Annotated in this window: 9 protein-coding genes; 6 read left to right on the top strand and 3 right to left on the bottom strand. The window is 53.1% G+C overall.

Going from position 1 to position 16,666, the window contains the following annotated elements; translation table 11 throughout:
• Nucleotides 1-8 precede the first annotated feature (8 nt).
• Genes HNQ92_RS05245 through HNQ92_RS05235 form a run of 3 tightly spaced genes read right to left on the bottom strand, consistent with a single transcriptional unit; the run spans nt 9 to nt 6,279 of the window.
• The gene (locus HNQ92_RS05245) at nt 9-3,353 is read right to left on the bottom strand and encodes an RHS repeat domain-containing protein (protein WP_184171921.1); all 3,345 of its coding nucleotides are present in this window, start codon (nt 3,351-3,353) and stop codon (nt 9-11) included.
• Between the two features lie 18 nt (nt 3,354-3,371).
• Nucleotides 3,372-5,177, bottom strand: coding sequence for a hypothetical protein (locus HNQ92_RS05240; RefSeq protein WP_184171919.1), 1,806 nt, complete (start codon nt 5,175-5,177; stop codon nt 3,372-3,374).
• A 7-nt stretch (nt 5,178-5,184) separates the two neighbouring features.
• Nucleotides 5,185-6,279: a DUF4097 family beta strand repeat-containing protein gene (locus HNQ92_RS05235; protein ID WP_184171917.1), complete on the bottom strand. Its 1,095-nt coding sequence runs from the start codon at nt 6,277-6,279 to the stop codon at nt 5,185-5,187.
• Between the two features lie 556 nt (nt 6,280-6,835).
• On the opposite strand from HNQ92_RS05235, the gene HNQ92_RS05230 reads away from it, so the two are divergent.
• The 6 genes from HNQ92_RS05230 (at nt 6,836) to HNQ92_RS05205 (ending at nt 15,979) form a co-directional block, all read left to right on the top strand.
• On the top strand, nt 6,836-8,560 hold the full coding sequence (locus tag HNQ92_RS05230) for an autotransporter outer membrane beta-barrel domain-containing protein (RefSeq protein ID WP_184171915.1): 1,725 nt from the start codon (nt 6,836-6,838) through the stop codon (nt 8,558-8,560).
• A 110-nt stretch (nt 8,561-8,670) separates the two neighbouring features.
• Nucleotides 8,671-10,374: a hypothetical protein gene (locus HNQ92_RS05225; RefSeq protein WP_184171913.1), complete on the top strand. Its 1,704-nt coding sequence runs from the start codon at nt 8,671-8,673 to the stop codon at nt 10,372-10,374.
• Nucleotides 10,375-10,525: 151 nt separating this feature from the next.
• Entirely contained in the window at nt 10,526-12,169 is a 1,644-nt protein-coding gene (locus HNQ92_RS05220) for a hypothetical protein (protein ID WP_184171911.1), read from the top strand.
• 142 nt (nt 12,170-12,311) lie between these two features.
• A complete protein-coding gene (locus HNQ92_RS05215) occupies nt 12,312-13,895 on the top strand; it encodes a hypothetical protein (RefSeq protein ID WP_184171909.1) in 1,584 nt (527 codons plus the stop codon).
• A gap of 127 nt (nt 13,896-14,022) precedes the next feature.
• Nucleotides 14,023-15,672, top strand: a complete 1,650-nt coding sequence (locus HNQ92_RS05210; RefSeq protein WP_184171907.1) for a hypothetical protein — start codon at nt 14,023-14,025, stop codon at nt 15,670-15,672.
• Nucleotides 15,673-15,757: 85 nt separating this feature from the next.
• The gene (locus HNQ92_RS05205; protein WP_343062965.1) at nt 15,758-15,979 is read left to right on the top strand and encodes a HigA family addiction module antitoxin; all 222 of its coding nucleotides are present in this window, start codon (nt 15,758-15,760) and stop codon (nt 15,977-15,979) included.
• The last annotated feature ends 687 nt before the right edge of the window (nt 15,980-16,666 follow it).

Below are 16,666 nucleotides of genomic sequence, written 5' to 3'. Positions count from 1 at the left end.
CGGCGGGATCAGGGACAGCCCTGGCTGTTGGTGAGGAAATAGCGGTAGGCCTGCAGGCTGCGGCCCTGGGGGTCTTTCACCCGGAGCAGCCGATTGAAGCCGTCGTACTCGTAGGTCTTCCAGTAGCCGGTCGGATCGGTGATCTTGGAAACGCCCACCAGCGGCTGGCTGTACTCGAAGGTGGTCGTGAGCGCACCCTGGCTGCGGGCGAGCAGGCGGCTGCTCTGGGCCCCGGTTCCCCAGTCTAAGGTGGTCCAGATCTCGTCCGCCCCCCTGAAATGCTGGGGCTCGCCCCAGGCGGTATAGCCCGTGGCGTCGGGGGCGAACTCGACTTCGGTCCTGGTGTAGCGGCTATCGGCCGTGAAGGCGTAGACGCTGCCCGTCGCGCCCAGGCTGGACAGGGGAGCCGAGGTGGGCGGCGTGGCGCTGACGAAGCGGCGGGTGTGCTGTACCTGCAGGTTGAGCTGTCCGGCCGCTAGCTGGGCCGGGCTGCTGTAATCCCGGAAGGTATTGAGGTAACCTTCCACCAGCCGCTCGGGGCCCGTGGGGCTGCTGACGCCGGGCGTTTGGTTGTTCCAGACCTGCTGCTCGACCAGGCGGCCGACCATCCCCCGCTGCTGCATGCGGTGCAGGAGCTCGGCCTGCGGATCGGCAAAGCTGGGGGCCGGGTGCGAGAAAACGTAGTCACCTACGTAGCGGTTCTTGGTGCGGGTGTAGCTGTCGTTGCGCGTGTGCTTGACGTCCACGGGGAAGCCCTGCTGGTTATAGCTGTACTCGGTGACGTCCAGGGAGTAGGCCGTCGGATCTTCTACGTCGTGCTGAAACACTTCTTCGCGCACCCGGCGAAACAGATGGGTTTCGTACCGGTAAGGTAATCCGGTATACACCCGCGCATGGCTTGGTGCGAATTCCGGGTTTGCTCGACACACGACAAAAGAACTGGCGCTGGCAGATCGGACGTAATCCGAGGAAAGCCGCTGGTAGCTGTTTTGGCGACGGAGCAATAGCTGATGGGCGCTGTTGTAAATCTCCTGGCTCAATAGCTGTCCCCGCTCCCAGGATCGGTCGATACGGGGATCGTACTGCGCCCCTACGCTTTGCATCCGTTTGGAGAGGTCTACCGCCACATCCATGTGGCGCAGCCGATCGGTTGGGTAGTCCGATTCATAGTTCGTAAACCGATGCAGGGTGTAGCTACCGTCCGACTGCACCTCTTTGACCTGCCGGTAACCAATGTGACTCCCCTGGGCATTGATGCCCGTCGGAAGCAGGTTCTGGTAGGAAAAAACTTCTCGGTAATACGTGATATCGGAGCTTGTCGATGCTTCTACCCGGTATTCCGGCCAGTGGTACTGATGCTTGCCCGCCAGAATACCGCTGGAGCTTGTTCCATCCGTATATTCATAGCGTTGAATTTTAGCCAGGGTGCCATCGTGGCTGCTAATTTCCCTGATTCTCAGTCCCCCGATTTTCAGATCAGCTTCGGACATCAGGGTAAGATCCCCATTCCTCCATGCGTGTAGGTATTGACTAGCCGCATGCCGCTCGTAGGTAAATTCCGAGTAGCCCCCCGTGGGATAAGTAACTTTACGCAAGCTCCCTTCCTGTAGCACGAGAATATCTTCGCTGGCTTCCTTATGATTATAAAACTGTTGGAAGATGGCCATTTTTAGGGGCATGGAAGTAGGCAGGTCAGGATCGCTATTGATGCTGGCCAGGTAGCCTGGTGACCCCAGGGGTTTTGCATTTTTATTGAAAAAGCCCCAATGGTCGGTCTGGTCTCCCACGTCCAGGTAATCCGGTAGCTCGTTGCCCGGTGTATGGTAGTAGTCCAGATCGTAGCGGGAGGCGCAGAGTGGATTGGCCTTATCTTGAAAATGCACCGACAGCAGTCGCAGGCGTTCGGCTTCCGTAGCCGTGTAGTGCAGCTCCCGGTAGGCGACCCGGCTATCCGTCGCCTTTTCCACCACTTCAAGGTTATTGAGTTGCCGCCAGACCATCTGGTCCAGTACCCGACGCAGAACGGTAGATAAACTATCGTTATTGTCTTCTTGCCCGCACTGGTACTCATTTTTATGGTAGAGGTAGGGAAACATATCACAGACGGTCCCCGTGTTTCGCCACACGTCCATCATGTGATTTTCAAAGAGCCGGTTGGCGTATTTCAGCTCAACGGTAGGGGCCGTATCGAAGTTGATACGGGTCGTAGCACTTTCGATGCGTTTCAAATACGTAGCCCGAATGAGTTGTCCATTGTAAAGTACGCCTTGCGTGGCTCTTCCCATATTCATATCCGCAATACAAGGTATTGTTCCTCCTCCGGATGTTACCCCAAGCCAATTAAGTATTGGTTGGAGCCCCCATGGCTCCATATCCGTCCAGGTAGAGGGGACAAAGTAAACGGAAGGGGCAAAGGTACCTATGTACTTGCCTTGTCCCGCCGGAGACACCTCGTAGGTTAGCACCACCTGCTGTCCTTCTGGGCTAGTAATCTTCGTTAAATACCAGGAATCGGCTTCCCAGTTCGATTCATATTGACTAAAAAAAGGAACCGAATACTCGATGGCGCTGGCCTGACCACCGAACTCGTAGCGGGTCCCATCCTCGGTCGTAAGAATGAATCCTTTGAAGGTCTTCTTGATATCCTCAAACTCTTGAGCCTCAAAGGAATGGTCCCGGTCCGGGGGTAAATTCATATCATCGGGCACATCCAGCATCACCTCTTCCATCAGCTCAACCTGAACGTATTGATCGCTTCGCACCTGCCACTTGCCCTCTCCATTTAAATAAAACTTCCCGCTGTATCCCATAAAGTTAAAGGAGAACTCATCAGGTTCTGTATCCATTTGGGCAAAGGTCGCAGCTCCAGAGCTCCTAGCGTATGTAATTAAAAATTGAATATGTAGTTTTGAATCCCAATTAGAATGATTGTGTATTTCCTGGTTAAAATAGTAGCCATACTTCCTTTCGACGCCTGCTTTGGATAAGTCCTTATCGTCCGGAAGATCCTTCACCACCCGGGTGATGGCTCCCCCGGCGTTAAGGTTCCAGTTGAGACCCACCCAACCCGGGTGCTGGTTGACCCGCACCCCCGAAGCATGGTAGCTCAGGCTGATGGGCACCTTGATCTTGCCCTCTTCGAGTGTATAGAGGGGAATGTCAATGGAGGGCGTTCCGGTGTAGAGCGACACGGGGACTTCCCCGTAGAGGCCCAGGCTGGCGGCGTTCGGACTGGGCATGTTCACGTCCGGCTTCTGAAACTGGGCTTTCACGCCGGCAGGGATCAGCACCAGGAAAAATAGAGCTCTCAGGAGAGCCCGGTTACCTTTGAGGAGGGATATACGTTGAGGCATAGGAAAGGAAGGTGGATGCTACTTGATGAGTTTATCGTCGCCGGAGAGTAGATGCAGTTGGCCCGAAGCGGCCGTGTTGAGGAACTGCACCTGCCCGTGGAAGGTGTTGCCCCCCACGCTGGTATCGTCCCCGGGTCCCGTCTTTTGGATCACCGCCGGTTTCTGGAAGGTCGTGAAATCCGAGCCAAAGCGGGGTACCTGGATGAATACCGGCCCCTCGAACAGGCAACGATCGTCTAAGACCAGTTTCATGTCGGGATGGGCTGACGCTAGCGTTCGGTTTAGCCCCACCCCCCGAAACTGGCTGTTCGTAAAGGTAAGCTGCCCGCTCTTGAACCCGCTGATATCGACCATGTCCCTGAACTCCGTATTTCCATTGCTTTCTAGTTCTATATCGCCCGAATGCGTCGCTGCCGTTATAATACGGACCGGCCCCTCGAAGAGCGATCCGTATTTCCCCACCTTAAAACGAGCCCCTCGGTTGCTGTCCATCTGGTGGTGGCCCGTGCCACTCAGGGAGATGAGCACGCTATCCCGGTACACATTAGAATATTCTACGCCCAAATTCCAGTCATAACCGCCGGAATTGATCAGCTCGACGGGTTTATAGAAGGTATTGCCCCCCTTACTATTGGGCTGTGCGGCATAGCCCCCCTTCTCCAGGATGGCCTTGCCCAAAAAGGTTGTGCCTATCAGATCAATGTCATCGGCCTTCACCTGGATGCTTCCGTGGACTTCCGCATTATTGAAAATAACCTTGGTTCTTATACTGGCAGTATGGGAATTGGTGGACGCCAAGATCTGCGTGTGCGGAGAATGGATCGTGATGGTATGGAGGGAGAGTGATCCCCCGCGAAATCCCTGCCCAACCGGGCGAATGGTCCCTCCCGAGTCAATGACGGAGCGATTGATTACATTATTCCATGGCCAGCTACCAAAAGCCAGGGAGCCCCCCGACAAATCCAGCAAGACATCCTTGCGAAATCGAATGTAGGTTGGTTTGGCTACATTTGCCGCATCGGTCCAATTGGTCAGTTCAATTTCTCCTCCGGTCTGACGAAAGGTCACCGGTGCCTGAAAATCAAAGTTGCCCTGAAATCTGACCCAGGAGTTGTTCACACGAAAGAAAACACTATCCAAAAAGGTGACCGAGCCCCCTCTCTGGGTAAAACCCAGGTTCATACCGGTGCTGCTGCTGTCGATGAACGTAACCTTTTTTTCGAAAACGATGTGAACCGGATTTACTCCAAATACGAGACTACCCGCATTCTTTTTGATAAAGACGCAATTCCCTCTGAACGTATCCGGGAAAGTATTGCTAAACGTTAAACTTCCGCAGGGCCAGCAGGAGGGGCCGGTTATGTGCGGGTTGGCATACACCGTTAAATCACCGTGAAAGGTATTGCCCGCATCCAAGCTACCGAGCACCCCATGGTCGGTACGAAGGGTCAGGTTCCCATAAAAATTCATCCCACTGCAAAGGCGGAGCATGGATATCCGTAGCGTCCCCCCCTCGGAAAAAATATGAGAATGTGCCCCAAAAAATACCCCTGCTTTAAGCTCATGGGGCCCTAGGTAAAGCGCCCCCCCCGACCCGCTGGTATACATGTTCAGGGAGTCAATTTCTACATTCCCACTCAGCACCGGATACGGTTTATTGACCGTTGATTTAATATGTACGACCGTCGTAGGGCCCGGCACCGTGCCGAGTGACCAGTTTCCAGCCTCGTTCCAATCGCTGTTCACATTGCCAGTCCACAAATTTTGGGAAAAACCCACAAAGGGCGCTATCAACAAGAGGAAAAATAGTGTCCAGTTTTTCATGCTTCGGTCAATTTTTAAGGGTTATTTTTCCGTTCGTCACGTGCACGACGACCAAAGGGCCCGCCCCTCTTCCCACGATCACCCAGTAGAAGGTTTCCCGCACAAGCACCTTTCCTCCATTCTGGCTATTTTCTACGACATCGGCGGTCCCCAGCGCGATGGTACTGGTAATTGGTGCTTGTGTACTGACTGGATTGTCTTCCGTAAACCATAGCTGAAGGGTACCCACAAAGTTTTTGGCTAGTTCTAAGGTTACATCCCCGTTCTGGGCCTCAATAGCAACATCCTGGCTTTCCCCCGACTTCTCTTCGAAGGGAACTAATTGTACGTTGATCGCCCCTCGATTTTTTACCGTGAGCGCCGCGCCTACTTCCCGCAGGGAAATGGAGGCTTCATCCGCTTCAATCCTTAGGGGGGCACTGACTTTGGAAACGGCCAGCGAACCGTTTCCTAATCGTATGTTTCCCCCGTAGGGCGCGCTGGTAATTTCCACATCTGCCGCTTCCAATTCGATGGCCAGCGGTTGGGGTCTTTTCTTGTAGTAGGTCGGCCCGATGGTAATGGCGAGCCGACCCTGCGGGGCCCGGGCGTCCACCAAACCGGTCACATCCGTGAGGTGAATGTTTCCCTGACGGGCAATCAGGAGCCCCCGCGCTTCGACCTCCGTAGCCTGAATATCCCCCTGGTCAAGGACCAGGTCTACCTCCCCCTTCAGGCGGTTCAGCACCAGGCTGCCGCGGCGCGCCTGCCCCGTTAGGGAAGCCTCCAAATCACTAAGGGTAACTGCCCCCTCCTGCGTGCGAAAGCGTACGCTGGAACGGGTCGGAATGTTTACTTCCAGCTTTTCGTGTCGCTTGGATTTCTGGACATCCGCGGGCGTTGTGAAAATCTTTACCTCCTTGGACTCGCCAAATTGTTTGATAAGGCGTTCCTTCTCGGGTTTCTGCCCCTGGTTCGTCGAGACCTTATCCGAGCGGGGGCTTCCCACCAGGGACAAGTCACCGTCGGTACTTAGGGTAATTGACACCTGGTCCGGCAGTTGGGCGTAGGTCGACAAGGTTAATCCCCACAGGGACCACAGTAAAAGAGAGAGTTGCTTCATAGGAAGAGCAGGAAACGGTGGATACAGCAGACCAGCCCGTCAGCCGCTGACGGTAGGGTATACACGTGAAGAATAAACGAAGGAAAAACCGCTAGGAGGCCGGACAGGGCCGAGCGGAGCAGTGACGGTAGGGATCTTTTAAGGGGGACATAGTCGTAGTTAGATAGAGGTTATAAAATAGGGTTTGTTGAGTTCATGCGCGTCCAGTCCATACCGATCGTATGGTCCGCTATACTAGCGGCGATCGAATGAAAGAGTTCGTCAAAGGATGAAGTGCGAGGCAGCTCATAAAGAAGAGCTTGCAGCAAGATATAGCTATTTTGGTATTGGTTCCAAAAAAATCATCCAAAAAAATACAATATTTTTCTTACTCATTGCTACTTGGGGTCAGCCTCCTGTCTTTCAGCGCCTTGGCACCAATTTGATATTTCCGCGGAATGTAGGCTAATTCCCTCGCTTTTTACGGTATTTTTTCCAGAGCCGCGCTTAGAATTCTGGCAAATTGCTTAGTATTGTTACGTTGCCTTCCAAGTCCCACCAACCCTACCTCTTTGCGATGAAGCACTGCTTTACCCTCCCTACTCTGCTGGTTCTAGTCGCCAGTGCGACCCTGGCCCAGAACAAAATCATCACCCCAGCCCAGCAACCGCTGGTCGTGGGCAACGCCGGGCTCCGGCACGCCGCCCTAAACGCCAGTTCCCCCACCGCCCCCTGGAACGGCAAGGTACTCTCCCTGGATGCCAACGGGCTCATGATCCTGGTCAAGGATTCGGCCGGGGGCAGCGGCAGTACCCTCTGGAACGCCTCGGGCTCCCACATCAACTACCTACCCGGTAACGTGGGCATCGGGACGGCCACGCCCCTACAACGCTTGCACGTCAACGGGGATATCAATGTCTCCACGGGAAGCGGGCTGAGAATTAACAACGTCCCGTTTCTGAGAGCACCAGGATCCAACAATACCATCCTTGGCACCAATGCTGGCATCAACTTCAGCACGGGTACCCATAATGTATTTATTGGGAATGACGCGGGAGGCGGATTTACACCGGGGACCGGTAATACCGGCATACGAAATATTTTTATAGGTGCCCAAGCGGGGTATTCCAACACCACGGGAAACAGCAACATCAGCATTGGCTTTGCGGCGGGCCATGCCAACCAAACCGGCTCCCTCAACGTCAATATCGGCACCTCTGCCGGGCAGTACGCAACGGGAAGCTATAATTTTTTTGCCGGTAATTCGGCGGGACAGTACGCAACCGGAAGCTATAATTTTTACCTGGGCCATGATTCGGGAAAAGGCACCAGCAGTACCCCTAATAACGGACAGGTCAACGTATTCATTGGCTACCGGGCGGGGCAGGTCAATAACGGGTCAAACAATATCCTGTTGGGGTCACAAGCCGGATTGAATAATTCATCCGGATTTCGCAATGTCTTCCTGGGTAGTAATAGCGGATTAGGGAACGAAACCGGAAACTCCAACACGCTGATTGGTTTTGAATCCAACGTGCTCGCTCCTAACCTGACCAACGCTACGGCCGTTGGGGCCGCCGCGAAAGTTAGCCAGAGTAACTCCGTGATTTTAGGGTCAGATCTGGCAAAGATCGGCATTGGCAACACAGCACCCACCGCCCGCCTGCATGTGACCACAGGCGGCACCACCGCCACCGGCGTGCGCTTGGAAAACCTACCCACCAGCATCGGCACGATCTATCCCCTCTACGTAGATGCCAACGGCAACGTCATGAAAGCCAGCACCGCCGGGGCACGGGAGCTAGCTCCCGGGGAAAGCAACTGGGAGCGGACCGCACAGGATCACCTGCTCAACCGCAATGGTGGCGGCGTGCTCATCGGCTCCGGATTCAACACTTTGCCGACCGGCTACCAACTTTACGTATCGGAGGGCATTCTCACCGAGCGGATCAAGGTGGCCCTCAAAAGCACCGACGAATGGCGGGACAACGTCTTCCGCGATGACTATAAGCTGCGGCCGTTGGCCGAGACGGAGGCCTTCATCAAGCAGCACCGCCACCTGCCGGACGTACCCAGTGCCGAAGAAATGGTCCAGCAAGGCAACGATCTGCACCGAACGGATGCCCTGCTGCTGGAGAAAATTGAGGAGCTCACGCTTTACCTGCTGGAAGTGAAGAAGGAGAACCTGATGTTAAAGGCTGAAGGTGAAGAGATGAGGGCCTTGATGCGTCAGCTCGCGAAGGAGATTGAACGCCTAAAGCAGCCGTCACAGGGCAAGAATGAAAAAATCCACGGGAAATGAGGAGGACTCCTTTCCTAACAGCAGCCCTCCCTCGCCTATCTACCGATCCAAGCATTTAGAACAGCCATATATATATAACTCCTAGCTCCCACCAAACTTTCCTCTTTGCGATGAAGCACTGCTTTACCCTCCCCGCCCTGCTGGTCCTGATCACCAGCGCCGCCCTAGCCCAAAACAAGATCATTACTCCCGCCCAGCAACCGCTGGTGGTGGGTAACGCCGGGCTCCGGCACGCCGCCCTCAATGCCAGCTCTCCCACCGCCCCCTGGAACGGCAAGGCACTCTCCCTGGATGCCAACGGACTGATGATCCTGGTCAAAGACTCGGCCGGGGGCAGCGGCAGTACCCTGTGGAACGTTTCGGGCTCCCATATCAACTACCTACCCGGTAACGTGGGCATCGGGACGGCCACGCCCCTGCAACGTCTACACGTCAACGGCGATATCAACCTGTCCTCTGGAAGTGGGCTGAGAATTAACAACGTACCCTTCCTAAGGACCATCGGCACTGAAAATACCTTTATAGGGGTTAATATAGCTAATTCACTAAGTACTGGTAGTTTTAATTTATTCATTGGCACAAACGCAGGTCGTGATAATACGAGTGGGTATAATAATGTGTTTTTAGGCGTAAATGCCGGGAGGGCGAGCACTTCTGCCTATAATAATGTTTTTCTAGGCCGGGATGCTGGCCTTAACACGGGTACAGGTTATAACAATATGTTTATCGGCTATCAATCGGGCCAGGCAAATACAAATGGAAGAAATAACACTTTCATAGGTCCCCAATCGGGTATTTCAAATACCAGTGGCTACAATAACCTATTGTTCGGTACCAATGCGGGGTATTCAAATAGTATAGGCTTTAATAATGTAATGATTGGGGTTAATGCGGGGAGGCTAACTACGTCAGGAGAGTCTAACATCTTTTTAGGCTATAATGCTGGATATAACAATAGCAGTGGGAAAAATAATATTGCTATCGGTTTTGAAGCAGGGAAAAATAATACTACGGGTAATAATAATATTTTCATTGGCAACCAATCCAATGCTGCAAGCGCCAATTTAGTTAATGTTGTAGCCTTAGGCTATGATGCTTCCGTGGCCCAGAGCAATTCTATTATTTTAGGTTCCTCCGGTATAAATGTTGGTATTGGTACTTCAGCTCCCACCGCCCGCCTGCACGTCACCGCGGGCGGCACCACCGCCACCGGCGTGCGCTTGGAAAACCTACCTACCAGCACCGGCACGGTCTATCCCCTCTACGTGGATGCCAACGGCAATGTCATGAAAGCCAGCACCGCCGGAGCACGAGCGCTAGCCGCCGATGAAAGCAACTGGGAGCGGACCGCACAGGATCACCTGCTCAACCGCAATGGTGGCGGGGTGCTCATCGGCTCCGGGTTCAACACTTTGCCGACCGGCTACCAGCTTTACGTATCGGAGGGGATCCTCACCGAGCGGGTCAAGGTGGCCCTCAAAAGCACCGACGAATGGCGGGACCACGTCTTCCGCGATGATTACAAGCTGCGCCCTTTGGACGAGACGGAGGCCTTCATCAAGCAGCACCGCCATTTGCCGGGCGTGCCCAGCGCCGAAGAAATGGTAAAGCAGGGCAACGATCTGCACCGAACGGATGCCCTGCTGTTGGAGAAAATTGAGGAGCTCACGCTTTACCTGCTGGAAGTGAAGAAGGAGTATTCGACGTTAAAGACCGAAGGAGAGGACATGAAATCGGTGATCCGTCAGCTTGCGGAGAACAATGATCGGCTTTCCAAGGAAGTGGAGCGTTTGAAAAAATATCTGTCCAAGTAAAAATAAGCGTTTACTCGCCTTTCAGTAATTGATTGTCAGCCGAAACTTCCTTCAGTTCTCATAGTAGGAAACCCCTGGATCAAGCGAACTACTAGCCAGTAGAAAAAGAAAAACCTAAATCCATTGCCCCCACCAACTCTATCTTTTTGCGATGAAGCATCCCTTCACCCTCCCTGTTCTGCTGGCACTTCTGGCCACCAGCGCCGTCCAGGCCCAAAACAAGATCATCACACCGGCCCAGCAACCGCTGGTGGTGGGCAACGCCGGGCTCCGGCACGCCGCCCTCAATGCCAGCTCCCCCACCGCCCCCTGGAATGGCAAGGTACTCTCCCTGGATGCCAACGGGCTGATGATCCTGGTCAAGGATTCGGCCGGGGGCAGCGGCAGTACCCTCTGGAACGTTTCGGGCTCCCACATCAACTACCTACCCGGTAACGTGGGCATCGGGACGGCCACACCACTACAACGTCTACACGTCAACGGCGATATCAACCTGTCCTCCGGCAGTGGATTACGTACCAATAATATGCCGTTTCTTTCTGTCCCCGGGACAAACAATACGGTACTGGGAGTAGCCGCGGGCTCGGTTGTATCAACAGGAATTCAGAACGTCTACGTAGGTACTTCGGCGGGCAGAACCAACACTTCGGGTTCGTCCAACGCAATGATTGGTTTTGAAGCGGGGCGGTACGCTACCGGTACTGACAACACCTATATCGGTACTCAGGCCGGGGTGGGCACGATCTCTACCGCCAACAGCTCGAGCCATAATGTCATGATCGGTTCTAGGGCTGGTGCCAGTACCGTAAGCGGAGGTTATAATACCATTCTGGGCTTTCAGGCCGGGCAGGCCAACACCAGTGGGAACGGGAATTCCTTCTTGGGAAGTAATGCCGGAGTCAATAATACTTCGGGAGCAGGCAATACCTTTTTAGGGGCGAATGCTGGTCTGGGGAATACGTCCGGTATCCGGAATGTGTTCATGGGAAACGGCAGTGGCATTACCAATACGACGGGCAGCGAAAATACCGCTTTGGGCAATGGGGCTAATTTCGCAGCGAATAATTTAGCCCGGGCCACGGTGATTGGGGCTTTTGCCACCGTAGCCTGTTCTAACTGTCTGGTGCTGGGAGACCCCACCATCAAAGTGGGAATTGGCCTGACGACACCCCTCGACAAGCTGCATCTCAACGGGGGCACCATCCGCCTAAATTTAAACGAAGTGCCGATAGCGAACGGGACCTTATACAACGTATACCTAAATGCAGCGGGTCAGATTGTTCGTTCCGCTTCATCCAGCGCCCGGCAAGGTACCTTGGAAACGCCTGAATTTTCCTGGCAACTCAACGATCAAAATCTTTATAATACCAATCTGGGAGGGGTACTTGTTGGTGGCGGGTTAACAACGATTCCTGCCGGTTACAAGCTCTACGTGTCGGAGGGCATTCTTACCGAGCGGGTCAAGGTGGCTCTTAAAAGCACCGACGAATGGCGGGACCATGTCTTTCAGGACGACTATAAGCTGCGACCACTGGCCGAGACGGAGGCCTTCATCAAGGAGCACCGCCATCTGCCCGGCGTGCCCAGCGCCGAAGCGATGGTCCAGCAGGGCAATGATCTGCACCGAACGGATGCCCTGCTGCTGGAGAAAATCGAAGAACTCACGCTGTACCTGCTGGAACTCAATAAGAAAAATGAACAGCAGGCCCAGAAGCTGGATAAGCTTACCAAACAAAATGATGATTTGGTCCTGCAAGTCGAGCGATTGCAGCAGCAACTTTCCCCAAAAAAGTAAGGTGTTCCAAGCTGTGGGCGTCATCAAAAACTCCTCCGAGGCAAGGCCGACCCATTGTAATCTGACTAAAAAGCGCGCAATAACGGCTTTGAATTTTAGCCGCACGAATAGAGGCATCATTCAATCGTTCACTCTCTATCCCATGAAGCATCCCTTTACTCTCCCTGTTCTACTGGTACTTCTGGCCACCAGCGCGACCCTGGCCCAGAACAAGATTATTACTCCCGCCCAGCAACCGCTAGTCGTGGGCAACGCCGGGCTCCAGCACGCGGCTCTCAATGCCAGCTCTCCCACCGCTCCCTGGAACGGCAAGGTACTCTCCCTGGATGCCAACGGGCTGATGATCCTGGTCAAAGACTCGGCCGGGGGCAGTGGTAGTACTCTCTGGAACGTTTCGGGCTCCCACATCAACTATCTACCCGGTAACGTGGGCATCGGGACGGCCACTCCGCTGCAACGCCTGCACGTCAACGGGGATATCAATGTTTCAACTGGCAGTGCCTATCGTATTAATAATTCAGTCTTTTTATTGCGCAAAGGGGTAAGAAATACTCTATTGGGGTTTAATGTGGCACCAATAGTTAGTGGCACCGATAATTTTTTTCTGGGTGACTCCACAGGTTATGCTAATACTGTAGGCAGTCTCAATATATTTATTGGAAATAATACAGGCAGATCAAATATCAGTGGTATTGGTAATGTATTTTTAGGGACGTTTGCGGGTAGAAATTCAAACGCTAATAACAATTTATTCATTGGCTATTCTGTAGGTGCGGATAATACTAGCGGAGGGAACAACACTTTTATTGGAGCGGGCTCCGGTCGGAGAAACTTGGCTGGTGCCCAAAATACCTACATTGGACACCAATCCGGCTTTGAAAACAATATCGGAGAACGAAATACATTTATTGGAGCTAATGCGGGATATTACAATACCGGTAGTTTAAACACAGCTATTGGTTACAATGTAAATATTATTCAAGGTATTTCAAATTCTACCGCTATTGGTTCAAATGCAACTGTAACTTCGTCTAATTCAATTGTACTAGGAGCAACTGGAGGAAATCAAATAAAAGTCGGCATTGGCAACACGGCACCCACCGCCCGCCTGCATGTGACCGCAGGTGGCACCACCGCCACCGGCGTACGTTTTGAAAACCTACCCACCAGCACCGGAACGGTCTATCCCCTCTACGTGGATGCCAACGGCAATGTCATGAAAGCCAGCACCGCCGGAGCACGAGCGCTAGCCGCCGGAGAAAGCAACTGGGAGCGGACCGCACAGGATCACCTGCTCAACCGAAACGGCGGGGGCGTACTCATCGGCTCCGGCTTCAAGACCTTGCCAACCGGCTACCAGCTTTACGTGTCGGAGGGGATCCTCACCGAGCGGGTTAAGGTGGCCCTCAAAAGCACCGACGAGTGGCGGGACAACGTCTTTCGTGATGATTACATGCTGCGGTCGCTGGACGAGATGGAAGCCTTCATCAAGCAGCACCGCCATTTGCCGGGTGTGCCCAGCGCCGAAGAAATGGTAAAGCAAGGCAACGACTTGCACCGAACGGATGCCCTGCTATTGGAGAAAATCGAAGAACAGGCACTTTACCTGCTGGAAGTGAAAAAGGAGAATAGAAGCCTAAAAACTAGAACGGAAGAAATGATGTCTTTAATTCGTCAACTGTCCCAAGAGGTTGAAAGCCTAAAACAGGAGCTTCAGAATAAGTAGGATTAAACCTCTAGTGTGAGAACATAGTTACCATGCAGACTTCCCTTGCCAGCACTATCGACTAACCCCAGAATTTGAATACGCATTTTCAGCTAAATTCTTAACTCCCACCAACCCTTCTTCTTCGATGAAGCATCGCTTTACCCTCTCTGCTCTACTGGTCCTGATCACCAGCGCCGTCCAGGCCCAAAACAAGATCATCACCCCAGCCCAGCAACCGCTGGTGGTGGGTAACGCCGGGCTCCGGCACGCCGCCCTAAACGCCAGTTCCCCCACCGCCCCCTGGAACGGCAAGGTACTCTCCCTGGATGCCAACGGACTGATGATCCTCGTCAAAGACTCGGCCGGGAGCAGTGGTAGTACCCTCTGGAACGTTTCGGGCTCCCACATCAACTACCTACCCGGTAACGTGGGCATTGGGACGGCCACGCCGCTACAACGCCTGCACGTCAACGGGGACATTAACCTGTCCTCCGGAAGCTCATATAGAATCAATAATCAAAGTTTTTTAAGTCTCAAAGGCAATAACAATATTTTAGTTGGCCCTAACTTAGGAGGAAATTTAACTACAGGGGCTAGCAATATAGTGATAGGGATAAATGCAGGATTGAGTAATACAACTGGAAATGACAACGTCATATTAGGAACACAAGCCGGTAATAATAATACTACCGGTCGTGCAAATATTTTTATTGGACCATTGGCTGGAAGGGATAATACAACTGGTGAGATCAATACATACATTGGAACAGGTGCCGGTCAACAATCCAATGGAAACTATAATGTTGCAATTGGTTATTTGGCGGGGCAGTTTTCAACGAATAATATTAATATGTTCATTGGGTTTGAGTCCGGTAAAGGATTATCAGCTACCGTCCCTAATAATGGTACTGGGAATACTTTCATTGGCTATCGAAGTGGACTATTTAACAGTTCAGGGTTTAGCAATTCCAGTCTTGGCACAAACTCTGGAACAAATAATACTAGCGGTTATAGGAATGTCTTTTTAGGAACTGGCTCAGGGAGTAACAACACTACGGGCTTTCAAAATACATTTATCGGCACAAATTCAAATGCAAGTGTACCGAACTTATCAAATGCCACAGCCATAGGTTATAATGCTGTTGTCTCTCAAAATAATTCATTTATTTTAGGTGCAGCTGGAACAGCCGTCGGCATAAATAACAACGCTCCCACTGCCCGCCTGCATGTGACCGCGGGCGGGACCACCGCCACCGGCGTGCGCTTGGAAAACCTACCCACTAGCACCGGCACGGTCTATCCCCTCTACGTGGATGCCAACGGCAACGTCATGAAAGCCAGCACCGCCGGAGCACGAGCGCTAGCCGCCGGAGAAAGCAACTGGGAGCGGACCGCACAGGATCACCTGCTCAACCGAAACGGCGGGGGCGTACTCATCGGCTCCGGATTCAAGACCTTGCCAACCGGCTACCAGCTTTACGTATCGGAGGGTATTCTTACCGAGCGCGTGAAGGTGGCTCTTAAAAGCACCGACGAATGGCGGGATCACGTTTTCCGTGATGACTATAAGCTGCGGTCGCTGAACGAGACGGAGGCCTTCATCAAGGAGCACCGCCATTTGCCGGGTGTGCCCAGCGCCGAGGAAATGGTCAAGCAAGGCAACGACCTGCACCGGACCGAGGCGATCCTGTTGGAAAAGATCGAAGAACTTACCCTGTATCTGATTGAGCTGAATAAGAAAAACGAGCAGCTCACCCAGGAAGTCGAGCGCTTAAAACTAAGACCCGAAAAATAACCCGTTTTCATAACCTGAAGGCCGGTTTGCGGAAGGAGACATTCATGATGTGGACTATATTGATTATCATTAAAGAGGAATTGACATGCTAAAACGAGGCTTACCCCCGGTACATCCGGGCGAGATACTACGAAAAGAGTACATTCAGCAACGGTGTCTGACGATTACCGAAGTCGCCCAAGGCTTAGGTATAGCCCGCGCCAATCTGTCGACTATTGTGAATGGACGCGCCGGAATCAGTCCGGAATTGGCCGTGAAGCTATCGGAGGCTTTGGGGAATACCACCCAGTTTTGGGTCAATTTGTAAAAGAACTATGAAGTTTGGTACGCTGAGCGGAAGGTGAACCGCTCGGGTATTCGCCATTTTTGGCCGAAGGAAGAAGGGCTTAAGACGGCCTAGTACGATTGCAGCACTTCTATTCGGTTTTTGTCTAGGGCCGAATAGGATAAATCAATTGCTAGAGTGGAGGATATAACAGCTAAGGAGCCGTTGCCCCCAAGGCTCCCGCTGCCGACAGTTTATAAAAAACGGGTGGCTAATCATAGCGTAAGTCTTCGACTTACTAACCTTCACCGTGGAATACGGATTAAACGATGATAGTGTAGATGGATATTCCAAGTCCTTTGAAAGTAGACTCGGCCAAGTACCTGGGCGGTGCGCAAGCCCAGCGCCAGCCAGCCAGCCAGCTGGTAAGGTACCTTAATCGGTAGGTGGTTCTGGCATAGCTGCCAGAGCAAGTATCCTGAAGCGGGGTACCCCGGCAGAAGCCGCCGGGTGGCTGTACGGGGAGTGAATTCTGCCTGGGAAGGGGAGTTATTTTGTCCCAATCGTGCGAAAGCGCTTGGGCATGGTCAATCCCTCCTTTTTAGGGGGTACCTAGCTGGCAGGCTGGGGGGTTAGGGTGTAAAGTACCGCTTGGGAGCCGGGAAAGTCCGCGCTATCGGGCAGTGGTGGGGGTACTTTGGGGAAGGGCGAGGGCGGTGCAGATACGTT

Source organism: Rhabdobacter roseus, from assembly GCF_014202275.1.
GTDB classification, from domain to species: Bacteria; Bacteroidota; Bacteroidia; order Cytophagales; family Spirosomataceae; genus Rhabdobacter; species Rhabdobacter roseus.
Note: the sequence above shows the minus strand (reverse complement) of the source record. Positions and strands in the feature narration are given on the sequence as shown.